Here is a 21,924-nt window from a genome sequence, read left to right on the forward strand (position 1 = left end):
GCCGGCCCTTCCCCGAACCCCAGGACGGACTCATGCGCCGCGAACCGCGGATCATCCGGGTGGGCCCCGGCCATCTCGCCCGCACCGTGGCGATGCACCGCCGCTGCTCGCCGCAGACCCTGTGGAGCCGCTACCACCGGGCGATGGCCGACCCCCGTACCTATGTGCCCACTCTGCTGTCCCGTCCCGGATCGGTACACCTGGCGGCCCTCGGCGCCACCGGCCGCATCCTCGCCGTGGGTCACCTGATGCCGGATCACACGGCCGTGGAGGCGGCGCTGCTCGTCGAGGACTCCTGGCAGGGCCGCGGACTCGGTACCCGCCTGCTCCACCACCTGGGCGAACACGCGCGCGCCGGTGGCTGGACGACGCTCTACGGCCTCTTCCGGTCCGGCGACGAGCGGATCGACGCCATGCTGCGCCACGCGCCCGCTCCGGTACGGCGCACGGAGGAGGACGGCGCCGTCATCGCCTGGGTCCCCGTGCACGACCTGGCGCCCGGCCGGCCCGTCCCCCGGGGGTGACGACCGCACGGGCGCCTCGGACACCGGGTTCGCCGCCGTCTCTCGGCGACAGAAGGGGGCCGGTGCGAGTCGCGCGACCCGCACCGGCTTCTGCTCACCCGGCCTCGGGATACAGGTCGTCCTCGAACGCCGCCGACTCCAGCAGTGCCTTGACCGACGTCAGGTAGCGGGCCGCGTCCGCCCCGTCCACCAGCCGGTGGTCGTACGACAGCGACAGATGCACCAGGTCCCGGATGCCGATGACCTCCTCATCGCCGCTGCGCACGACCCCGGGCCGCCTGACCGTGGCGCCCACGCCGAGGATCGCCGCCTGGTTCGGCGGCACGATGACGGTGTCGAACAGCGCACCGCGCGAACCGGTGTTGGAGAGGGTGAAGGTCGCGCCCGACACGTCGTCGGGGGTGAGGTGGCCGCTGCGGGCCCGGTCCGCCAGGTCGTGGACGGCCCGGGCGAGCCCGGGGACGGTGAGGTCACCGGCCGCCTTGACGACCGGGGTCATCAGACCGTTCTCCGTGTCGACGGCGATTCCGATGTTCTCGGTGTCGAAGTAGGTGACGGTCCCCTCGTCCTCGTTGATCCTGGCGTTGACGACCGGATGCGCCTTCAGCGCCTGAGCGGCCGCCTTGACGAAGAAGGGCATCGGGGAGAGCTTGAGGCCCTCGCGGGCCAGGAAGCCGTCCTTCGCCCGGTTCCGCAGGCGCATCAGCCGGGTGACGTCGGCCTCGACCGTGGAGGTGAGCTGCGCCTGCTCCAGCAGCGCCCGCTTGAGGTTGTTGCCGATGGCTCGGCGTATACGGGTCATCGGCACCGTGCGGCCGCGGAGCGTGGACACGTCGGCCGGAGAGGTGGGCGAGGGTGCGGGGGAAACCGGAGGGGCGGACGCGGCAGGCGGTGCGACGGGCACGGCGGGTGCGGGTGCGGGTGCGGGTGCGCGGGGCACGGATGCGGCGGGGGGCTGGCCCGGAGCGGCCTGCGGAGCCTCGGCCGGAGCCGGAGCCGGAGCCGGAGCCGCGGGCTGGGCTGCCGAGGCCGTGTCGGGCGCACCGATGACGCCGAGGACGACACCCACCTCGACGGTCTCGTCCTCGGCGACGACGATCTCCAGCAGGACGCCGCCCGCGGGGGAGGGGATCTCGGTGTCCACCTTGTCGGTCGACACCTCCAGCAAGGGCTCGTCGGCCTCGACGCGGTCACCGACCTGCTTCAGCCAGCGGGTGACGGTCCCCTCGGTGACGGACTCGCCGAGGGCCGGCAGGGTCACGGAAACGGTCATGATGACGTTCAACTCCTCACGGCCCGGCGGGGCGTGTGGCCCCGCCGGACCTGTCGTGCACGGCCCACGTCGGACGACGCGGGCGGTAGAGGGCGCCTCGCCCGGCGGCTCACCGGTCGAGGCCGTAGTGCGCGCGGGCCTGCGCGACGGTGTCCGGCGGGATCCGCCCCGCCCGCGCCAGGCGGTCGAGTGCGGTGACCACGATCGACTCCGCGTCCACCCGGAAGTAGCGGCGCACGTCCTCACGGGTGTCGGACAGCCCGAAACCGTCGGTGCCCAGGGAGTAGTAGTCCTGCTCGACCCACTGGCCGATCTGGTCGGGCACCTGCCGCATCCAGTCGCTGACGGCCAGCACCGGCCCCGGTGCCCCGGCCAGGGCCCGAGTGACGAACGGGGTGCGTTCCTCGCCCCGCATCCGGGCGTCGTCGGCACGCATGGCGTCCCGGCGCAGCTCCGTCCAGGACGTCACCGACCACACGTCGGCGTGCACGTCCCAGTCGGAGGCGAGCAACTCCTGTGCGTGCAGGGCCCAGTGGATCGCCGTACCGGATGCGAGCAGTTGGAGCCGGGGCCCGGCCGCAGGTGCCTCGGCGGGCCGGAACCGGTAGATGCCCCGGACGATGCCCTCCTCGATGCCGGGCACCGACGGCATGGCGGGCTGGTGCTTGGGCTCGTTGTACACGGTCAGGTAGTAGAAGACGTCCTCGGGCCGCTCGCCGTACATCCGGCGCAGACCGTCCCGGACGATGACCGCGATCTCGTAGGCGAACGCGGGGTCGTAGCTGACGGCCGCCGGATTGGTGGCGGCGAGCAGGTGCGAGTGGCCGTCCCCGTGCTGCAGGCCCTCGCCGGTCATCGTCGTGCGCCCGGCGGTGCCGCCGACCACGAAGCCGCGGCCCATCTGGTCGCCGAGCGCCCAGAACTGGTCGCCGGTCCGCTGGAAGCCGAACATGGCGTAGAAGATGTAGAAGGGGATCATGGGTTCGCCATGTGTGGCGTACGACGTGGCGGCGGCGGCGAACTCGGCGACGGAACCGGCCTCGGTGATGCCCTCGATGAGCAACTGCCCGGTCGTGCTCTCTTTGTAGTGGAGCAGTTGGTCCGCGTCGACCGGATCGTAGGTCTGGCCCTGCGGCGAGTAGATGCCGGCGGTGGGGAACATCGACTCCATGCCGAAGGTGCGAGCCTCGTCGGGGACGATCGGCACCCAGCGCGCCCCGCTCCCCCGGTCGCGCATCAGGTCCTTGACCAGCCGGACGAGCGCCATCGTGGTGGCCATCTCCTGGCGGCCGGACCCCTTCTCCAAGTCCTCGAAGGGCTTGGCGGGCGGTTCCGGCAGCGGCTTGGCGACCACGCGCCGCACCGGGGCGGGCCCGCCCAGCGCGGCCCGCCGCTCACGCAGATACCGCACCTCGGGCGAGTCCTCCCCCGGATGCCAGAACGGGACCTCGTCACCGGCGAGGGCGCTGTCGGGTATGGGCAGCTCCAGCAGGTCGCGCATCGCGCGGAACTGCTCCATCGTGAGCTTCTTCATCTGGTGGTTGGCGTTGCGCGACTCGAACGCCGGACCCAGCGTGTGGCCCTTCACCGTCTGGGCGAGAACCACCGTCGGCGCGCCCCGGTGCTCGACGGCGGCCCGGTAGGCGGAGTACACCTTCAAGGGCTCGTGTCCGCCCCGCGAGTTCTCGAACAGCTCGATCACCCGCGCGTCGTTCAGGGAGGCGGAGAGTGCCGACAGGGCGTCACCCGTGAAGAAGTGCTCGCGTATGTAGGCGGCGTCCCGCGCGGCGAGCGTCTGCATCTGGGCGTCGGGCACCTCGGCCAGGCGCCGCACCAGGTCGCCGGTGGTGTCCCGCGCCAGCAGCGGGTCCCATGCCTCTCCCCAGAGCGTCTTGACGACGTTCCAGCCCGCGCCACGGAAGCGTGCCTCCAGTTCCTGGACGATCTTCGAGTTGGACCGTACCGGGCCGTCCAGGCGCTGCAGGTTGCAGTTGACGACGAACGTCAGGTTGTCCAGGCCCTCGCGGGAGGCCAGGGTCAGGGCGGCCGTCGACTCCGGCTCGTCCATCTCCCCGTCGCCCAGGAACGCCCACACCCGTGAGCCGGAGGTGTCCTTGATCCCGCGGGCGTGCAGATAGCGGTTGAAGCGGGCCTGGTAGACGGCGCCGAGGGGGCCCAGGCCCATGGAGACCGTCGGGAACTCCCACAGCCACGGCAGCCGCCGGGGGTGCGGATAGGACGGCAGGCCCCGGCCGCCGGTCTCCCGGCGGAAGGCGGCAAGCTGGCTCTCGCTCAGCCGCCCCTCCAGGAAGACCCGGGCGTAGATCCCGGGGGAGGCGTGTCCCTGGACGAAGAGCTGGTCGCCGGAGCCGTCGCCGTCCTTGCCCCGGAAGAAGTGGTGGAAGCCGACCTCGTAGAGCCAGGCGGCCGAGGCGTAGGTGGAGATGTGACCCCCCAGCCCCAGGCGTGAGCCGCGGGTGACCATCGCGGCCGCGTTCCACCGGTTGAGCGCGGTGATCCGGGTCTCCAGCTCGAGGTCGCCGTCGAACTCCGGCTGCGCGGCGGCCGGAACGGTGTTGATGTAGTCCGAGTTCAGCAGCCCCGGCAGGGACGTGCCCGTGCTCGCCGCGAACTCGTGTACCCGCCGCAGCAGGTAGACCGCCCGTTCCGGCCCCGCGTTGCGCACGACGGCGTCGAGGGAGGCCTGCCACTCGGCGGTCTCCTCGCGGTCTCGGTCGGGAAGCTGGTCCAGCTCACTGATCAGGGGGGTCTCGGTCGGCCGGGAGGGTTCACTCATGGCAGCCTTCTCTGCACGGCGTGGGTGTCGTCGGCCGCGCATACGGTGGGTGTCGCGGGGCGACAGGTCTGACGGGGGATGAGGGCGGCGGGAGTCGCCACCAGGTCGGGGGTCAGCGGCTCTTGAGCCACTGGGTGAACGTGTGGTGGCCCAGACGGGCGTCCGGTCCGGGAAGCAGGGCCCGCTCCTCGAGCACCGCGCCGAAGAACGGGGCCCGCTCGTCGGCGATCACCGGGCCGGGCCGGCCGAGGAAGTCGAGAACCTCGGCTGTGAGGTCATCCAGCCGCAGCACCTCGGGTCCGGCCGTCTCGACCACGCCGAACTGCGGCAACCCCACCGCGACATGGGCGAGGACCGTGGCGACGTCGTCCGCCGCGACGGGTCGGAGCAGGAGCGGCGGCACGTGCACGCCGTCGGGCCGGGTGCCGACCGCGGCGGCTGCCTCCACGGACTCGTGGAACGGCGTGGCGCGTACCACGGAGTACGGCACGGTGGTGTGCCGGGCCAGGTCCTCCTGCGTAGCCTTGGCCCGGAAGTAGCCCGCCCCGATCCGGTCGGCGCCGACCACCGACAGCGCCACGTAGTGCTCGACGTCCGCTGCGGCGGCGGCCTGGAGGAGGTTGCCCGTCGCGGTGGTGAAGAAGGCGGTGCCGGCGTCCTGCCGCCGGGAGGGCGCGTCGGTGACGTCCACGATCACGTCGGCGCCGCGCAGCGCCCGGTCCAGGCCGTGTCCGGTGCTCACGTCGACTCCTTCCCCGCGCGACACCGGCACGACCTCCACCCCGTGGTCCCGGAGCCGCGCGACGGTCCTGGAACCGATCAGTCCGGTGGCACCTGCAACGACGACTCTCATCCGCGTCTCCTGTGTCGGGGGGCCGATGACCCCGCTGGGTCTCGCGGGCGGAAGGTGGCGTATGCCGGTGTGCCACTGCGCCCATCTCACCTAGACAGTGCGCAGGTCTTTCGTGTGACACCGTGCGGCCGGCCGTCGCGCCCACTGGGAGCGGGTCGTTGTCACAACCCCGTCCGCTGTCCGGTCAGGACGGCGAGCGGTCATCACGACCGGAGACGACCCCGTGACGGCGGACTGCGTGCCGCCCGGACACGGCGGAACCACGGAAGGTGCGACTCGATGTCGGAGAATGCACAGCACGCCCACCACGGGCACGGAACGGGCGACGCGGACGGCCCGAGCTGGACCCGCGCGGCGAAGATGCTCCAGGACGCCTCGCCGGTCGTCGTTCCCGAGGGCGCCTCGGCGATGACCATTCACGTCGAGTGGGAGCCCGGTGACCCCGGCACCCCGCCGCACCGCCACTCCGGCCCGGCGTTCGGATACGTCATCAAGGGCGCCGTCCGCTTCGAACTGGAGGGGGAGCCCGAGCGCGTGATCGAGGCCGGCGGCACCTTCTGGGAGCCGGGCGGTGACGCCATCCACTACCAGGACGGCAACGCGCTCAGCGACGAGAAGACCGAGTTCGTCGTCACGATGATGTGCGCGCCCGGCAAGCCCATGCTCGAGCTGGTGGACGAGGCGGAGCTGAAGGAGCGCGCCCACCTGCGCGCCCCCCGGCCCACCGCCTGACCCTCGGGGTCGGACATCCTCCCGGGGCCCCGCACCCGGCCCACCCCCCGCGCCGGGACTGGCACGGCAGCGGGGCCCCGTCCGTGTCCGTGGCTCCGGGTCCTGCTCCTCCTACTCCACGAAGTACGAGTCGTGCCGGTCGAAGAACGCGGCACGCTCCTCCTCGGACGCGTGACCCAGGCGTGAGACCTGCTCGAAGTACTCCTCGCGCGGGGCGCCCGGGGTGAACAGCAGCAGCATGTCGGCCGGCGCGTCCGAGTCGTTGCGGAAGGCGTGCAGTCCGCCCTGGGGGACGTGCAGGAAGTCTCCCTTGCGCGCGTCGACCCACTGCACACCGTCGAAGACGCGCACGGTGCCGTCCAGGATGAAGAAGGACTCCGAGATCCGCTTGTGGAAGTGGGTCTTCGGGCCGCCCGCCCTGGGGCGCATCTCGACCCGGTACAGCCCGAACTCGCCCCTGGTGGTGGCGGTGGTGGCCAGATAGTGGGTGGCGTCCTTTCCGGTCCCGCTCTCGCCGAGGGCCGGCGGTGTGGTGGCCGGGCGGAAGACGGCGCTGACCTCACCGTCCTCACCCCAGTACTTCTGTTCCGGGTACGGGTACGACATGGTGGTTCCTTTCGTGCGGCCGGCGCTCGCGTCGCTGTCACGACGTGAGCGCCGGCCGCTCGTCAGTCGGCGACTTGGTGACGGGTGAAGCGGGACACCAGCGGCGGCTCCGTCAGCCAGCCGTGGGTGGTCCCGTGGGAGGGACGAGGGGCCGCGGCGGACCGCGGCAGCGTGAGGAAGGCGACGGACGCGCCGACGGCGAGCAGGCCCGCGCACAGGGGCATGGCCCGGCCGAACGAGGCGTCGAAGGCCGTGTCGGACCGGTAGGCCTCCGGACCCATACCGACCAGCAGCGGGAGCGCCGCGACGGACACCAGACCTGCCGCCCGGGCCGCGGCGTTGTTGATGCCGCTGGCCAGCCCGGCGTTGGAGGTGTCCACCGAGTGCAGCAGGGTCACGGTCAGGGGAGCGACCATGACGACCATGCCGGTGCCCATCACCAGGAGGGCCGGGAGGATGTCGGAGAGATAGGAAGCGTCCGGACCGACCCGCAGCATGAGCAGCATGCCCGCCCCGCACACCAGCGGACCGACGGTGAGCGGCGTCCGCGGTCCCAGCCGCTGGGCCAGCGTCCCGGCGTGCGACGAGAACAGCAGCATCAGCACGGTGTTGGGCAGCATCGCCGCCCCTGCCGCCATCGCCGGATAGCCGACGACGATCTGCAGGTGCAACGCGGTCAGGAAGAAGAACCCCCCCGTGCCCGCGTAGACGCACAAGGTGATCACGTTGACGGCGCTGAACTGTCGCGAGGAGAAGATCGCCGGCGGCATCATGGGGTCGGTGCCGCGTCGTTCGACGCGGAGGAACGCGGCTCCCACGACGACACCGCCGACGGCCGCGGCGACGGCCACGGGTCCGCCGTCGCGTGCCTCCGTCAGCGCGTACGTGACCAGTCCCAGGGCCAGGGCTCCCAGGACGGCGCCGTTGACGTCGAAGCCGACCCGGCGTCGGCCGGCCGACGCCCCGCGGGGTGCGCCCACGGATTCGGGAACATGGCGCAGGGCGACGGGAACGCACAGCAGCGCCGGGACGGCGCTCAGCACGAAGGTCCAGCGCCAGCCGGGCCCGTCCACCAGCCAGCCGCCGAGGAAGGGCCCGAGGGCGGCCCCGATGCCGCCGAAGCCGGACCACAGACCGATCGCCCGCGGCCGGTCGTCCGGATGGAAGGACGCCTCGATGATCGCCAGCGAGCCGGGCGTGAGCAGCGCGCCGCCCACGCCCTGGAGGGCCCGGGCGACGATGAGCGTGGTGGTGTCCGGAGCGAGGCCGCACAACAGGGAGGCGACCGCGAACCACACCAGGCCCAGGACGAAGACACGACGCCGCCCGAACCGGTCGCCCAGGGAACCGCCCAGCAGGATGAGTCCCGCGAGGGTCAGCATGTAGGCGTTCACCGTCCACTGGAGGGCGTCGAGATCGGCGTCGAAGTCCTGGCCGATGCGCGGAAGCGCGACGTTGGTCACGGTCGAGCCGAGCAGCACGACGCCGGAGCCCAGGACGGTGGCCAGCAGGGTCCACCGTCCACGGGCGCCGGCGACGCGGAGGGGGGCGGTGCTCTCGGGGGTGGGGGAGTGGTTCATGGCGTGTCCTGGCGTCGTCCGGTGAGGCGATCGCGGGCGGGGTGCTCCTGGCGCAGGTCGCGTACATCCCGTACGGCTGCCGCGAACGCTTCCGGGCGCTCCTGGGGGAGGTTGTGGCCGGCGTCCGCCACCGTGCGGTGCAGACGGGGGCCGGTGAAGTGACGGGCGGTCGAGGACCCGTCCGTGGCCGGGAAGTTGCCGTCGGCCAGGCCGTCGAGGGTGACGGCGGGCACGGTGATCGGGGGCAGCCCGGCCAGACGCGCCTCCAGCCGTGCGTACCGTTCGGCCCCCGGGGCGAATCCGAGCCGGTGCCGGTACGAATGGAGGACGACGTCGGTGTAGTCGGGGTTGGCGAAGGACCGCGCGGCCAGCTCCAGGTCCTGTTCGCGAAACGGCCACTTCGGGGAGTTCCGCTTCCAGATCACTCGCGCGACCCCCTGCGGATCGCGGGCCAGTCCGGCCCGGCCCCGCTCGGTGAGGAAGTAGTAGAAGTACCAGAACCCCGCCTCGCGTTCGGGGTCGACGGGTTCCGTCGCCGCGGCGATGTCCTGGATCAGGTAGCCGTTGACCGAGACCAGGCCGAGCACGCGCTCGGGCCACAGGGCCGCGGCCACGTTGGCGGCGCGCCCGCCCCAGTCGTACCCCGCGAGGTAGGCACGTCGCACGCCCAAGGCGTCCATGAGGGCGATCACGTCGGCGCCCAGAGCGGCCTGCTGACCGGAGCGGGGTTTCGTCGCGGAGAGGAACCTGGTGGGCCCGTGGCCCCGCAGATGGGGGACGACGACCCGGAACCCGCTTTCCGCGAGGCTCGGGGCCACCTCAGCGTAACTGTGGATGTCGTAGGGGAAGCCGTGCAGGAGCAGCACGGTGTCGCCCTCTGTGGGACCCGCCTCGTAGTAGCCGATCTCCAGGGTGTCGGTGCTGACCCGTCGCAGCGGGGCGAGCGCGTGGTGGTCTGGCATCAGGGGTCCTTGGGTGGTGGCGTTGCCCGAGGGGCCCGCCGCCCGCTCGGAGGCCGGACGAGCGGACGGTGTACGGTACGGCGGCCGGTGGGGCCGGAGCGGCTGCCTCAGCCGAACATGCCGGGCTTGTATCCGCCCGCGGGCTGCTGGTTGATGACGTTGATGCGGTTGTAGGCGTTGATGACGGCGATCAGCGAGATCAGTGCGGCGAGTTGGTCCTCGTCGTAGTGCTTCGCGGCCTGCGCCCACGCCTCGTCCGAGACGCCGCCGGCGGCGTCGGCGATGCGCGTCCCCTGTTCGGTCAGCTCCAGAGCGGCCCGCTCGGCGTCCGAGAAGACCGTGGCCTCGCGCCACACGGCCACCAGGTTCAGTCGCTGCTGGTCCTCGCCCGCCGCGGCGGCGTCCTTGGTGTGCATGTCCGTGCAGAAGCCGCAGCCGTTGATCTGGCTGGCACGGATCTTCACCAGTTCCTGGGTGGTGACCGGGAGAGCGGCCTGGACCGCCGCCCCGGCCGAGTTCAGGTGCTTCATCACCTTGCCGGCGAGCGCGTTGCCGAAGTAGTTGATGCGTGCGTCCATGTCGTATCTCCTCAAGAGGAACGGGGTTACGCCCCATTGACCGAGGGCCCTCGCGTTCTGTGACAACGGAAGCCGCCCCCACGCACGACACCTGCGGACCCGTCGCGGACCAGCAGACACGACACACCATTTGGCACACTGTGTGAGCGAGAGTGCGTGCGCGACCAACGTTCAGTGTGATCGTCGGACGCGGGAGATACCATCGAACGAATGGACCAGGCCCGCCGGCCTGAGTCGGCGCCGCCCTCCCGGGACCCGGGCCGGCGAGCACACCAATCTGCGAACCCAAGGTGATCACCATGGCTACCGAGAGCATCCTGCACCCGAGTCTCATCGTCCCGATCGGGCACGTCGAACCCGTCCCCCGGCGCATCCGGGGGATGATCGCGGGCCGTGTCGTGTTCGACACACGCCGCGCGCTGTACGTGTGGGAGTGGCAGGCGTATCCGCAATTCAGCATCCCTGTCGACGACTTGGTGGAGGGAGTGCTCCACGACGACAGGCACACCGAGCAGCTCGGTGCCGGGGTGGCGCACCGCCACACGCTGCGGGTCGGTCCGGAGGTCCGCGCCGGAGCGGCGTGGGTGTGGGGGGAGGGTTCCCCCGAATCCCTGCGGGAGACGGTGCGCTTCGAATGGGAGGCGCTCGATGCCTGGTTCGAGGAGGACGAGCCGGTCTTCGTCCACCCGCGGAGCCCGTACTCACGCGTGGACGCGCTGCGTTCGCGCAGCACCGTCCGGGTCGAGCTGGACGGTGTCGTGCTGGCGGAGGCCGCCGGCTGCGTGAAGCTGTTCGAGACCGGCCTGCCGACCCGCTACTACCTCGACCCGGCGAGCATCGACTGGACCCGGCTGCGGCACTCGGACACGGTGACCCGGTGCCCCTACAAGGGCACGACGAGCGACTACTGGTCGTTCGACAGCGACACCGCCTCCCACGAGGACATCGCCTGGACGTACGACTTCCCGACCATCCACGCGAACCGCATCGCCGGACTGACCGCGTTCTACAACGAGCACGTCGATCTGTACGTCGACGGCTCCCTGTTGCCCAGGCCGGTGGATCCCACCCAGATGGCGTCCGACTAGCTGACCCGCAGTACGGGCGGCCGGACACGCGAACGGCACGGGGGACAGCACATGGTCGGCGTGCGACCGGCACATCTCTTCTCCCGGCGCGTCACACATCGGCTCGCAGGACGGTCTCATGGGGTGGAATGTCCTCCCAAAAGCCATCAAGTCCAGGAGCGATCATGAGTGACATCGTCCTCGAGCCCGCCGCCCAGGAGTTCGCCGACGCGACCGCCAAGCCGCCGTTGCTGTACGAACTCGGTGTCGAGGGGGCCCGCAAGCTGCTCGACGACGTCCAGTCCGGGCCCATCGGCAAGCCCGACGTGGACGAGAAGTGGATCACGGTCCCCGCCCGGGTCGGTGAGGTGAGGGTGCGCATCGTCAGGCCCGCCGGCAGCACCGGCACGCTGCCCGTCATCCTCTACGTGCACGGCGGCGGTTGGATCCTCGGGAACGCCGGCACCCACGACCGCCTGGTGCGCGAGCTGGCCGTGGGCGCGGAGGCGGCAGTGGTCTTCGTCGAGTACGACCGCTCCCCGGAGGCGAAGTACCCCGTCGCCATCGAGCAGGCCTACGCCACCGCCCAGTGGGTCACGACCAAGGGCGCCGAGGAGGACCTCGACGGCGCCCGCATGGTCGTCGCCGGTGATTCCGTCGGCGGCAACATGAGCGCCGCCCTCACCCACATGGCCAAGCGGCGCGGTGACGTGACCTTCCTGCACCAGTCCCTCTACTACCCCGTCACCGACGCGGGTCAGGACACGGAGAGCTACCGCGTCTTCGCACACGGACCGCACCTGACCGCGAAGGCCATGGAATGGTTCTGGAACGCCTACACCACCGATCCGGCGGAGCGCGAGGAGATCACGGCCTCGCCGCTGCGTGCCACGCTGGAGGACCTCCAGGGGCTGCCGCCGGCGTTCGTCGCGGTCGACGAGAACGACGTGCTGCGCGACGAGGGCGAGGCCTACGCCCGCAAGCTGATCCAGGCCGGGGTGCCGACCACGAGCGTCCGCTACAACGCCACCCTGCACGACTTCATGATGCTGAACCCGGTGCGCGGAACCCAGGCCTCCACCGCGGCGATCGAGCAGGCGATCCGCGTCCTGCGCAAGGCCCTCGGCACCGACTGACCCCTTCCGCGCAGCCCTACCGGCACCGTGGTGCGTGCGACGACGCGCATGCGGTGCCGGGTCAACGAAAGGCCACTCTCATGAGTGCACAGATACCGACCATCGTCCTCGTGCACGGCGCGTTCGCGGACTCGTCCAGTTGGAACGGCGTCGTCGAGAGGCTCCAGTCACACGGCTATCCCGTGGTGGCCGCGAGCAATCCGCTGCGCGGGCTGACCGCGGACAGCGCGTATGTCCGACAGCTCCTGGAGTCCATCGACGGGCCCGTGGTCCTCGCCGGACACTCCTACGGCGGCTCCGTCATCAGCAACGCGGCGACCGGACTCGACCACGTCAAGGCGCTCGTGTTCGTCGCGGCGTTCCTGCCGGAGGAAGGCGAGAGCGCGGTCGACCTGTCCGGCAGGTTCCCGGGCAGCACCCTCGGGGAGACACTCCGCCCGGTCCCGGTCACGCTCCCCGACGGGGGCCGGGCCGCGGACCTCTACATCGAGAAGAGCAGATTCCACCAGCAGTTCGCCGCCGACGTCCCGGAGGAGACCACGGCGGTCATGGCGGCCACCCAGCGGCCCGTCGCCGACGCCGCGCTGGCGGAGGGCGCCTCGGCCCCGGCGTGGAAGGACATTCCGTCCTGGGTCCTCGTGGCGTCGGAGGACCGCAACATACCGGCCCGGGCGCAGACGTACATGGCCGAGCGCGCGAAGGCCACGGTGGCACACGTCACCGCTTCCCACGCGGTCAGCGTGTCGCGTCCGGGTGACGTCGCCCGGCTGATCGACGAGGCGGCGCGGGCGACCGGCTGAGCGGACGGTGGGTCGCCCCGGAGGCCGGCGGCGACCCACCGGCACCGCGTCCGCAGCGGCGCGCCCCGACCGGAGTGACACGGGAGTACCTGATGAACACGAGCAAGCAGGCCGCTCGCGGGCTGGCCGACATACAGGCGTACCTGTACCGCGAGGCGCACCTCAGCGCCGCTCGCCGGCGGGTGTCCGCCTTCACCGAGAGGACCGACGGGCTGACCCTCGGGCAGAAGAGGGACCTGGAGGAGTGGTATCTGGAGGAACAGAAGTACGTGGCCCGCATGGTGACCGAGCACATCGCCGACAGCATCGGCGCGGCCGAGGCGGCGCACCGCCGCCGGTTCGGCCGCTGGCTGCGAGGCACGCTGATCGCCATGACCGTCATCGGCCTGACGATCTTCGTGTGCACGGCGGCCGTCGTGGGCTCGATGACCTGATCCGCCGGCGCGTCGCCGGATCACCGCGGATTCCGCAGCAGCGACTTCCGGCCAGCCGGAAGCGGGCGGGGCGTCGGACCGACGGTGGCCGGAGCAGCTTCGCGGGAGCCTCGGCGATCAGTTCGAGACAGCTCCACCGGGTGCGGAACGCCGGGGTATCGTGGCAGCCGGGAGGCTGCCATGGTGAGGGACGGCACACGGACCGAACTCATCGGGCGGCGGGACGAGTGCGAGGTCCTCGACAGCCTTCTCACCCGGGCCGGAGCCGGCCACAGCGGAGTTCTGGTGGTGCGCGGCGAGGCGGGCATCGGCAAGACCGAACTGCTGAACCACCTGCTCGACCGGGCCACCGGGTGCCGCGTCGTCAGGGCGGTCGGCGTGCAGTCCGAGATGGAACTCTCCTACGCCGGGCTGCACCAGCTCTGCGCTCCTCTGCTCTCCCACCTCGAAGGGCTCCCCGAACCGCAGCGCGACGCCCTGCGAACGGCCTTCGGTCTGCGGGTCGGTGACGCTCCCGACCGGTTCCTCGTCGGCCTGGCCACACTGAGCCTGCTCGCCGCCGCCTCCGGCGACGAGCCGTTGCTGTGCCTGGTCGACGACGCCCAGTGGCTGGACCGCGTCTCGGCCCAGACGCTGCAGTTCGTCGCCCGACGGCTGCTGGCCGAACCCGTCCTGCTGGTCCTCGCCGTCCGCGAGTCCGGTTCCCGCGAGGTGCTCGCCGACCTCCCCGAGCTCGCCGTGCGCGGACTCGGCGAGCGTGACTCCCGCCGGCTCCTCGACTCGGTCGTCACCGGTCCGCTCGACCAGCGTGTACGCGACCGCATCGTCGCCGAAACGCGCGGCAACCCGCTGGCCCTGGTGGAGCTGCCGCGCGGCCTGACCCTCCTGGAGCTGGCCGGAGGGTTCGGCGCACCGGAGACCCGCCCCCTGTCCAGCCAGATCGAGGCGGGTTTCCTCCGCCGCGTCCGGTCCCTCCCTGCGCAGACGCAGCAGTTGCTGCTCATCGCCGCCACCGAACCGGTCGGCGACGTGTCCCTGCTGCGGAGCGCCGCCGAGCGTCTCGGCATCGACGTGGACCGCGCCGCAACCGAAGCCGAGGCGTCGGGTCTGCTGACCCTCGGCACGTGGGTCCGCTTCCGCCACCCGCTGGTGCGCTCCGCGGCCCACCGCGCCGTCGGGTTCGAGGAGCGCCGGCGTGTGCACGCTGCCCTGGCCGAGTCGATCGACGCGACGCTCTATCCCGAACGACGTGTCTGGCACCTCGCCAGTGCCACGACGGGCCCGGACGAGAAGGTCGCCGCCGAACTGGAGGGCTCCGCCGGGCGGGCACAGGCGCGCGGCGGCGTCGCCGCGGCGGCGGCCTTCCTGGACCGAGCCACCGAGCTGACACCCGATCCGGTGCGCCGCGGAGCCAGGGCACTCGCCGCGGCACGGGCGAAGTACCAGTCGGGCGCCTTCGACAGCGCGCGGGAACTGGTCGACGCGGCGGAGCTCGGTCACCTCGACGAGGTCGGAGCCGGACGCGCGACCTTGCTGCGCGGACAGATCATGTCGGCGGCCAAGAGCGCCAGCGCCGGACTGCCCCTGCTGCTCGAAGCGGCGCAGCGCCTCCAGCCCTTCGACTCCGCCCTCGCCGACCAGACGTACCGGGACGCGATCTACGCCGCCCTCACCGCGGGCCGGCTGTCCACGGGCGGGGTCCGTGACGTCGCCGAGGCGGTGCTGGGCACGCCGGGCCACACCGGTGCCGTGAGCCGCGAGACCCGTCTCCTGACCGGGCTCGCCCGGGTGGTGACCGAGGGCTACGAGGCCGGCGCGCCGATCCTCCTGGACGCCGTGGCGGCGTTCCGGACGGAGGAACTCTCCCGGGAGGACGGCCTGGGCTGGCTGCCGTTGGCGTGCCGCATGGCGCACAGCACCTGGGACTTCGCAGCCTGGTCTGAGCTGTCGGCGCGGTTGGTCGACCTCGCCCGCGGCAGCGGAGCGCTCGCCGTGCTGCCCTCGGCCCTCCTGCTGCGCCTGTCGAACCGGGCGTTCGCCGGCGATCTGCGCGGCGCCGCCTCCCTGACCGTCGAGGCGAGCGCCATCGGCGAAGCGACGGGCAGCAGCTTCTTCGCGCACTACGGCGCACTCGTCGTCGAGCCCTTCCGGGGGCGCGAGACGACGACCCGCCAAGCGATCGAGACCCTTGCCCAGGACCGCCTCCTGCGCGGTGAGGGCAAGGTGACAACTGCCACCCAGTGGGCTGCCGCAGTCCTCTACAACGGTCTGGGCAGGTACGAGGAGGCGTACGCCGCGGCCGAGCGGGGCTGTGAGAACCCCCAGGAGCTCGGCCTGTCCCTTCAGTCAAGGGTCGAACTCGTCGAGGCGGCCGTGCGCCTGGGCCATACCGAGCGAGCGGCCGGGGCCGTACGGACGATCGAGGAGATGGCGCAGGTGAGCGGCACTCCCTGGGCGCTCGGTGTCTCCGCCGCCACGCGTGCCCTGGTGAGCGAGGGAGACGCCGCCGACGCCCTGCACCGGGAGGCGATCGAGCGGCTCGACACGGCCGGGGTCCGGATGGACAGCGCCCGGGCACGGCTGCGGCACGGTGAGTGGCTGCGCCTGGAACGGCGACGGGCGCAGGCACGTACCCGGCTGGACGAAGCACACGAGATGCTCGACGCGGCCGGGGCCGAGGCGTTCGCGGAGCGCGCCCGACAGGAGTTGAAGGCCGTGGGCGTCAAGGTGTCCGGCCGTGCCGCGTCGGAGGCCGCGCTCCTCACCGCGAAGGAGGCGGAGATCGCCCGGCTCGTGCAGGGAGGCTTCACCAACCCGGAGATCGGCGCACGCCTCTTCCTCAGCCCGCACACGGTCGAATGGCATCTGCGCAAGGTCTTCGCGAAGCTCGGCGTCTCCTCCCGTAGGGAGATCGGCTCCGTGCGGTTGGAGACCGTGGCGACGACGCCCTGACCCGTCCGGCGCGCACCGGCTCAGACGTGCGACACGTCCGGTTCTGCCAGCAGCGCGGGTACGGTGAGGATCTTCGCCTCCCTGGCGAGGAGGCGGTGGACGGGACAGCGCCCCGCCGCTGCCAGCAACTGCTCCCGCTGCGCCGGCTCCAGATCGCCGATCAGCCCGACGTTCTTGACGATGTGACCCTGCTGGCCGAACCGTACGGCCACGTCGATCCTCTCCAGGGGCCAGTCGTGCCGATCCGCCAGAGCACGCACGGCCATGGAGGTGCAGGACCCGAGCGCGGCCAGGAGCAGCTCACCCGGAGTGGGGCCTTCGTCGGCGCCGATGGGCTCGGGCTCGTCGGCGATCAGATGGTGCGTGCCGATCGAGACGGAACGGGTGAGCCGGCCGCCTTCGGCGACGGTAACGATGCGCGTGGTCATGGGACTTCCTCTCGGCCGAGGTGGGCGACCGGGTCTGGCCGGTCCCTCCTACGCAGTGACCGAGCGGCCCCGACACGTGTGACACGTCGGCCGGCCCGACGGCGCCGTTCACGGGACGTCGCGCAGCATGCGTCGAGAGGTGATGCCCAACTTGGCGTACACCTTGCGCAGATGCCATTCCACGGTGTGCGGGCTCAGGAACAACTGGGCGCCGATCTCGGAGTTGGTGAGTCCGTCCCGGGCCAGGCGGGCGATCTGGCTCTCCTGAGGGGTGAGCGCCGTCACGGCGGCGGCGCCGCGCCGGGCCACCGTCTCGCCGGTGGCCCGCAGTTCACGGACGGCGCGTTCGGCGTACGCCTGCGCGCCGAACCGTGAGAAGAGGGTGTGGGCCATCCGCAACTGCGTACGCGCGTCGGCGCGGCGGCTCTCGCGGCGCAGCCACTCTCCGTACAGCAGACGTGTCCGGGCCGTCTCGATGGTGACCCGGGTGCAGCCGAGCCGCTCGACGGCCTCCCGGTACAGCTCCTCGGCTGCCGTTCCGTCACTGAGCAGCGCGCGGCACCGCATCTGGACCCCCTGCGCCCAGTCCGTGGCGGCGGCGTCCGTGTCCCGGGTGAGTCGGACCAGTGCCGCCTCGGCCTCGTCGAGGTGACCGCTGCGCACCCCGGCCTCCACCAGCTCGACCAGCCCCCATCCGGCCGCCACCAGGTCCTGCGGATGCGCGCTCGCCCAACGGGCGGCGTCCAGCGCCTCCTCGTACCTGCCCAGGCCGTTGAAAAGCACCGCCCGGGCCCGGCACGCGACGGCCACACCGACGCCCTCACCGCGGCCGAGGGCTTCCTCCGCGCCCGCCTCGATCAACGAGGTGGCGTCGCTCGCACGCCCCTGCCAGGCGGCGAGTGTCATCGTGCCGTACGGCGAGAAGCCGCTGCCGACCGCCTCCTGGACCCGCCCGATCTCCGCGATGAGCAGCGCCGCGGCGTCCAGTTCCCCAGCGGTCGTGTGGACGACCACCCGGGAATTGAGCGCGAGCGGCAACTCGGTGAGCGCGCCGACGGCACGGGCGGTACGCGCGTGGCGGGTGACCAGTTCCGTCCAGCCCTCGTGGTCCCACAGGTCGGCCGCCAGTGCCGAAGCCGCCCACGACCAGCGCAGCACCTCGTCGGGCTCCGTCTCCCCGCGGAAGGCGCGTACCGCCTCGCGCGACACCGCGACCGCGTCCTGATACCCGTCGAGGAAACGGGTGGTGAGGGCGTTTAGCAGAAGATCGGCATTGCGCGGCGCCCCTGCGGGGGGCGGGCACGCCCCGCGCGCGGCCGCCGCCACCTCGCGTACGTCCGCATCGGACGCGAGGCTCCCGGCCACCATGGCGGCCGACAGGGTGTCCAGGAACGTCTCGCGGGCCAGATCCACATCGAGCGGGACCATGCGCCGCGCGGTGGCCAACAGGTGAGGGAGCGCTTCGTCGACGCGGCGGGAAGCGAAGGAGATGCGGGCCTCGACGAGATCCGCGCGAGCGCGGCCGAGTTCGTCGAGGCCGCCGGTCCGGGCCAGCTCCAGCAGGTCGCGCGCCGCCGTGGGCGCACCGGCACGCAGCTTCGCCTGAGCCGCGGCGAGAGCACGCGTCGCCTTGCGCCGCGGGTGTGGCGTCAGCACGGCCGCGTGCGCGAGGAACGCGGCCGCCGCGGCGGTGCCGCCTCGCGCCCGCGCCCGTCCGGCGGACGACTCCAGCTCCTCGGCGATGGCCTCGTCCGGCCGGACCGTGGCTCGCGCGAGGTGCCAGGCACGGCGGTCGGGGTCGAGGCCGGGGTCGGTCGCTGCGGCCAGGACCCGATGCACCTCCCGCAGTTCCGCCAGCTCTGCCGACCGGTAGATCGCGGAGCGCAGCAACGGATGACGGAACCGCACCAGCGTGCCGACATCGAGCAGCCCCGCCTTCACCGCAGGCTCCACCGCGTCCGCGTCGATACCCAGTCGCTCCATCGCGCTCCTGAGCAGTGACACGTCACCGATCGGCTCGGCGGCGGCCGTCAGGAGCAGGCGTTGCGTCGGGACCGGCAGTGAGCGCACCCGCGCGAGGTAGCTCCGCTCGATGCGGCCGGTCACCCTCCGGGGGCCGTGCGGAGCCGACCCCTCGGCCGCTTCCGCCCCGACGCGGTCATGGGGGAGCTCCAGCAGCGCGAGTGGATTGCCACGTGCCTCGGCCAGGACGCGGTCGCGGATCCGCTCGTCCATCGGGCCTTCGGCGCCCGCCTCCAGCAGCGCACGGGCGTCGGCGTCGTCCAGACCGCGCAGCGTCAGCTCGGGCAGGCCGGCCAGGTCGTCGCGTCCCCGCTGCTCGCGGGTGGCGAAGATCAGCGCCAGCGGCTCGGCCAGCATCCTTCGCGCCACGAACGCCAGCGTCTGCGCGGAGACCCGGTCGAGCCACTGTGCGTCGTCCACGAGGCAGAACAGCGGTCGCCGGGCCGCGACGTCGGTCAGCAGCCCGAGCACCGCCAGTCCGACCAGGAACCGGTCCGGAGGCGGCCCCGCACTCATCCCGAACGCCGTGGACAGCGCCCCCGCCTGCGGCGGAGGGAGGGAACCGGTGCGCCCGAGGAAGGGCGCGCACAGCTGGTGCAGTCCCGCGAAGGGGAGTTCCATCTCCGACTCGGCACCCGCTCCACGCGCGAGTTGGTGCCCGGCCACGCGCACAGCCAGGTGGTCCAGCAGGGCGGACTTTCCGATGCCGGCGTCGCCGCGCAGAACCAGGACCGCGCTGCGACCGGCCTCCACCTCCGCCACCAGACCGTTCAGTGCTACGCACTCGCGGCGCCGACCACGCAGCGGCTCAGGTCCGTCCCCGTTCACGCAGCCCCCCACACGCGGCGAGCATAACAAGACGGCCTGCGGCGGGAGCCGGGGCGGCTTCTCCGGCCGTCTCCATGGCGGGTGTCACAGAAGGGAGGGCCGTCTCATCAAAAGGGTGTAACGCCTTTCACATACTCGCACCGGTGTCCCGGCGCCCGACGTGCCCGGCGCGGCACCGGAGGCGGAGAGGAGACGACATCTCATGCTGATCGCAATGGACCGTTCCAGCACCCACGGCGCCACAGGGACAGGAATCCCGGCGAGGCAGGACGCCTCGGATGACGCATCCGCGTGCCGTGCACCGTACCGGAAGGTGGTGCGCCCTCCCAGGCCCGGCGTCGACCACACGTTCGCAGAGCCGGAGAAGTGGCTGATCGGCGTGCCGTTCCGGCCCACTGCTTCGCGCGTGGTGTGGATGTACTACGTGGTGAACGAGGCCGGTGACGTCTCCCAGGCGGTGCACGCCGCCCTGGAACGCGCCAACAGCGCCGAGGAGAGGGACACACGGGACGGCGGCCCGCTGACGGCCGACGACCTGGAGATCCGCAGGCTGACGCGGGACGCCCTCGGGCACACGTGTCTGGACCCGGGTGATCGCCCGGACGGCTCCGGTGACCCGTCGGACGTGCTCCTGCCGTGGGAGACAGGAGTGGAGGTCGGTGCCTCGTAAGGACACATCTTCGCCGGTGCCGCCCTCACACTGTTCGTGTGACCCGGATCATGGGCCTGGGATGGCATGGATGTCCCAGGCCGCGCGATGTTTCGTGGTCGTCATGAACCAAAGCTCCAGCACTCCCTTCCCGACTCCTTCCCACTGGATCGACGGCCGTGCCGTGGTCGGTACCGGCCCGTTGATCGACGTGGTGTATCCCGCCGATGAATCGGTCGTCGCCCACGTGCACGAGGCCACGGCCGACGAGGTGGACCTGGCCGTCGCCGCCGCGGTCACCGCCTTCCCCGGATGGGCTTCGACGCCCCCGCAGCAGCGGGCGGACGTCATGCGGCGCCTGGCCGAGGGTCTGCAGAAGCGCAGCGAGGAACTGGCGGCCACCATCACCCTGGAGATGGGCGCCCCCATAGCCTTCTCGCGGCAGGCACAGGTCGGGTTCCCGGTCGCGTCCACCCTCGCCGCGATCGCCGCGGCCGAGCGGTTCGAGTGGACGGAGACGGTCGAGAACTCACTCGTCGTCCGCGAGCCCATCGGGGTGGTGGGTGCCATCACCCCGTGGAACTTCCCGCTGCAGCAGTTGGTGACGAAGGTCGTCCCGGCGATGCTGGCGGGCAACACCGTTGTCGTCAAGCCCTCCGAGATGTCTCCCCTCAGCGCCCGCATGTTCGCGGAGATCGCCACGGAGGCAGGTCTTCCGAACGGTGTGTTCAATGTGGTGCAGGGGACCGGCCCGGTCGTCGGTGAAGCCCTGTCCCGCCACCCGAAGATCGACATGATCTCCTTCACCGGGTCCACCCGCGCCGGCAAGAGCGTCTCCAGCGCCGCCTCCGCCACGGTCAAGCGGGTCGCACTCGAACTGGGAGGCAAGGCGGCCCACATCATCCTCCCCGAGGCCGACCTCGACTCCGCCGTCACCCGCGGACTCGCCTTCGCCTGGGCCAACGCCGGCCAGGCCTGCGGCGCCTACGTGCGCATGCTCGTGCCCGAGCGCCTTCAGGCCGCTGTGGTCGACAAGCTCCGGAGCGCCGCCCAGGAGTACGTGGTCGGTGATCCCGCCGCCGAGGCCACGCGGATCGGGCCCCTCGCCTCGGAGACCCAGCGCCGACGCGTCGACGACTACATCCGTCGCGGCATCACCGACGGCGCCACCCTGGTGACGGGCGGCCCCGGCCGTCCGGAGGGATTCGAGACCGGCGCCTACGTCAGGCCCACGATCTTCTCCGACGTCGCGCCCGAGTCGGTCATCGCCCAGGAGGAGATCTTCGGTCCCGTCCTCGTCGTCATCCCCTACACCGACGACGATCACGCCGTCGAGATCGCCAACGCGACGGTCTACGGCCTCAACGCGGCGGTGACCGGCGACGAGGACCACGCCATGGCGATCGCCATGCGCCTGCGGGTCGGGCAGGTCGACGTCAATGGCGGCCGGCACAACTTCCAGGCACCCTTCGGCGGGTACAAGCAGTCCGGCAACGGCCGGGAGATGGGCCGCGCGGGTCTCGAGGAGTTCCTGGAGACCAAGGCGATCACACGCTGACCCACCGTGCCACCGTTTCCGCCCGGCGAACGCACTGTTCGCCGGGAATGAGGCGACCAGGGCACGACGTTGTCCTCGTCGACGGGTGGCCGACACCTCGTTGCACCACTGCATCACGGCAGTGCTCCCGAACCCGGGCGGCACA

General features: G+C 71.9%; 17 protein-coding genes and 1 pseudogene. 9 read left to right on the forward strand and 9 right to left on the reverse strand.

Annotated elements, in window-relative coordinates:
* The first annotated feature begins 32 nt into the window (after positions 1-32).
* Complete coding sequence (locus KBY32_RS02615; protein WP_210978677.1) at positions 33-524, forward strand: GNAT family N-acetyltransferase; 492 nt, start codon at positions 33-35, stop codon at positions 522-524.
* A gap of 94 nt (positions 525-618) precedes the next feature.
* Here KBY32_RS02615 and KBY32_RS02620 read toward each other — a convergent pair.
* The 3 genes and pseudogenes from KBY32_RS02620 to KBY32_RS02630 form a co-directional block, all read right to left on the reverse strand.
* Positions 619-1,785: pseudogene (locus KBY32_RS02620) on the reverse strand (2-oxo acid dehydrogenase subunit E2); the annotation flags it as partial.
* A 121-nt stretch (positions 1,786-1,906) separates the two neighbouring features.
* Entirely contained in the window at positions 1,907-4,594 is a 2,688-nt protein-coding gene (gene aceE / locus KBY32_RS02625; protein ID WP_210978679.1) for a pyruvate dehydrogenase (acetyl-transferring), homodimeric type, read from the reverse strand.
* 112 nt (positions 4,595-4,706) lie between these two features.
* Positions 4,707-5,447 carry an SDR family oxidoreductase gene (locus KBY32_RS02630; protein WP_210978680.1) on the reverse strand — a complete coding sequence of 247 codons (741 nt, stop codon included), beginning with the start codon at positions 5,445-5,447 and terminating at the stop codon, positions 4,707-4,709.
* Positions 5,448-5,726: 279 nt separating this feature from the next.
* On the opposite strand from KBY32_RS02630, the gene KBY32_RS02635 reads away from it, so the two are divergent.
* On the forward strand, positions 5,727-6,179 hold the full coding sequence (locus KBY32_RS02635; RefSeq protein ID WP_210978681.1) for a cupin domain-containing protein: 453 nt from the start codon (positions 5,727-5,729) through the stop codon (positions 6,177-6,179).
* 111 nt (positions 6,180-6,290) lie between these two features.
* On the opposite strand, the gene KBY32_RS02640 is transcribed toward KBY32_RS02635, so the two are convergent.
* From KBY32_RS02640 to KBY32_RS02655, 4 genes are all read right to left on the reverse strand, one after another.
* Positions 6,291-6,785 (reverse strand): cupin domain-containing protein, encoded by a 495-nt coding sequence (locus tag KBY32_RS02640; RefSeq protein WP_210978682.1) that lies wholly within the window; start codon positions 6,783-6,785, stop codon positions 6,291-6,293.
* A 62-nt stretch (positions 6,786-6,847) separates the two neighbouring features.
* Positions 6,848-8,365, reverse strand: coding sequence for an MFS transporter (locus KBY32_RS02645; RefSeq protein WP_210978683.1), 1,518 nt, complete (start codon positions 8,363-8,365; stop codon positions 6,848-6,850).
* Positions 8,362-9,327: an alpha/beta fold hydrolase gene (locus KBY32_RS02650; RefSeq protein WP_210978684.1), complete on the reverse strand. Its 966-nt coding sequence runs from the start codon at positions 9,325-9,327 to the stop codon at positions 8,362-8,364. Before KBY32_RS02650 ends, KBY32_RS02645 begins: the two co-directional genes overlap by 4 nt.
* Before the next feature lie 107 nt (positions 9,328-9,434).
* The gene (locus KBY32_RS02655; RefSeq protein WP_210978685.1) at positions 9,435-9,905 is read right to left on the reverse strand and encodes a carboxymuconolactone decarboxylase family protein; all 471 of its coding nucleotides are present in this window, start codon (positions 9,903-9,905) and stop codon (positions 9,435-9,437) included.
* Positions 9,906-10,204: 299 nt separating this feature from the next.
* On the opposite strand from KBY32_RS02655, the gene KBY32_RS02660 reads away from it, so the two are divergent.
* From KBY32_RS02660 to KBY32_RS02680, 5 genes are all read left to right on the forward strand, one after another.
* Positions 10,205-10,993 (forward strand): DUF427 domain-containing protein, encoded by a 789-nt coding sequence (locus KBY32_RS02660; RefSeq protein WP_210978686.1) that lies wholly within the window; start codon positions 10,205-10,207, stop codon positions 10,991-10,993.
* A gap of 164 nt (positions 10,994-11,157) precedes the next feature.
* On the forward strand, positions 11,158-12,108 hold the full coding sequence (locus KBY32_RS02665; RefSeq protein ID WP_210978687.1) for an alpha/beta hydrolase: 951 nt from the start codon (positions 11,158-11,160) through the stop codon (positions 12,106-12,108).
* A gap of 80 nt (positions 12,109-12,188) precedes the next feature.
* Positions 12,189-12,908: an alpha/beta fold hydrolase gene (locus KBY32_RS02670; RefSeq protein WP_210978688.1), complete on the forward strand. Its 720-nt coding sequence runs from the start codon at positions 12,189-12,191 to the stop codon at positions 12,906-12,908.
* 92 nt (positions 12,909-13,000) lie between these two features.
* Positions 13,001-13,342: a hypothetical protein gene (locus KBY32_RS02675; protein WP_210978689.1), complete on the forward strand. Its 342-nt coding sequence runs from the start codon at positions 13,001-13,003 to the stop codon at positions 13,340-13,342.
* A 180-nt stretch (positions 13,343-13,522) separates the two neighbouring features.
* Positions 13,523-16,294: a LuxR family transcriptional regulator gene (locus KBY32_RS02680; RefSeq protein ID WP_210978690.1), complete on the forward strand. Its 2,772-nt coding sequence runs from the start codon at positions 13,523-13,525 to the stop codon at positions 16,292-16,294.
* Positions 16,295-16,314: 20 nt separating this feature from the next.
* On the opposite strand, the gene KBY32_RS02685 is transcribed toward KBY32_RS02680, so the two are convergent.
* The gene (locus KBY32_RS02685; protein ID WP_210978691.1) at positions 16,315-16,722 is read right to left on the reverse strand and encodes an OsmC family protein; all 408 of its coding nucleotides are present in this window, start codon (positions 16,720-16,722) and stop codon (positions 16,315-16,317) included.
* A 108-nt stretch (positions 16,723-16,830) separates the two neighbouring features.
* Positions 16,831-19,572, reverse strand: a complete 2,742-nt coding sequence (locus tag KBY32_RS02690; RefSeq protein ID WP_210978692.1) for an AAA family ATPase — start codon at positions 19,570-19,572, stop codon at positions 16,831-16,833.
* A gap of 316 nt (positions 19,573-19,888) precedes the next feature.
* Here KBY32_RS02690 and KBY32_RS02695 point away from each other — a divergent pair, with 316 nt between their 5' ends.
* A complete protein-coding gene (locus KBY32_RS02695; RefSeq protein WP_308293648.1) occupies positions 19,889-20,242 on the forward strand; it encodes a hypothetical protein in 354 nt (117 codons plus the stop codon).
* 70 nt (positions 20,243-20,312) lie between these two features.
* Positions 20,313-21,779: an aldehyde dehydrogenase family protein gene (locus KBY32_RS02700; RefSeq protein WP_210978693.1), complete on the forward strand. Its 1,467-nt coding sequence runs from the start codon at positions 20,313-20,315 to the stop codon at positions 21,777-21,779.
* The last annotated feature ends 145 nt before the right edge of the window (positions 21,780-21,924 follow it).

It is taken from the genome of Streptomyces sp. RK62 (assembly GCF_018070255.1).
In the GTDB taxonomy this organism is placed as follows: domain Bacteria; phylum Actinomycetota; class Actinomycetes; order Streptomycetales; family Streptomycetaceae; genus Streptomyces; species Streptomyces nigra.

Excerpts from the sequence above, each read along its gene's own strand:
- KBY32_RS02615 (WP_210978677.1), top strand. The coding sequence starts at position 33 with ATGCGCCGCGAACCGCGGATCATCCGGGTGGGCCCCGGCCATCTCGCC.
- aceE (WP_210978679.1), bottom strand. The coding sequence starts at position 4,594 with ATGAGTGAACCCTCCCGGCCGACCGAGACCCCCCTGATCAGTGAGCTG.
- KBY32_RS02630 (WP_210978680.1), bottom strand. The coding sequence starts at position 5,447 with ATGAGAGTCGTCGTTGCAGGTGCCACCGGACTGATCGGTTCCAGGACC.
- KBY32_RS02635 (WP_210978681.1), top strand. The coding sequence starts at position 5,727 with ATGTCGGAGAATGCACAGCACGCCCACCACGGGCACGGAACGGGCGAC.
- KBY32_RS02640 (WP_210978682.1), bottom strand. The coding sequence starts at position 6,785 with ATGTCGTACCCGTACCCGGAACAGAAGTACTGGGGTGAGGACGGTGAG.
- KBY32_RS02645 (WP_210978683.1), bottom strand. The coding sequence starts at position 8,365 with ATGAACCACTCCCCCACCCCCGAGAGCACCGCCCCCCTCCGCGTCGCC.
- KBY32_RS02650 (WP_210978684.1), bottom strand. The coding sequence starts at position 9,327 with ATGCCAGACCACCACGCGCTCGCCCCGCTGCGACGGGTCAGCACCGAC.
- KBY32_RS02655 (WP_210978685.1), bottom strand. The coding sequence starts at position 9,905 with ATGGACGCACGCATCAACTACTTCGGCAACGCGCTCGCCGGCAAGGTG.
- KBY32_RS02660 (WP_210978686.1), top strand. The coding sequence starts at position 10,205 with ATGGCTACCGAGAGCATCCTGCACCCGAGTCTCATCGTCCCGATCGGG.
- KBY32_RS02665 (WP_210978687.1), top strand. The coding sequence starts at position 11,158 with ATGAGTGACATCGTCCTCGAGCCCGCCGCCCAGGAGTTCGCCGACGCG.
- KBY32_RS02670 (WP_210978688.1), top strand. The coding sequence starts at position 12,189 with ATGAGTGCACAGATACCGACCATCGTCCTCGTGCACGGCGCGTTCGCG.
- KBY32_RS02675 (WP_210978689.1), top strand. The coding sequence starts at position 13,001 with ATGAACACGAGCAAGCAGGCCGCTCGCGGGCTGGCCGACATACAGGCG.
- KBY32_RS02680 (WP_210978690.1), top strand. The coding sequence starts at position 13,523 with ATGGTGAGGGACGGCACACGGACCGAACTCATCGGGCGGCGGGACGAG.
- KBY32_RS02685 (WP_210978691.1), bottom strand. The coding sequence starts at position 16,722 with ATGACCACGCGCATCGTTACCGTCGCCGAAGGCGGCCGGCTCACCCGT.
- KBY32_RS02700 (WP_210978693.1), top strand. The coding sequence starts at position 20,313 with ATGTCCCAGGCCGCGCGATGTTTCGTGGTCGTCATGAACCAAAGCTCC.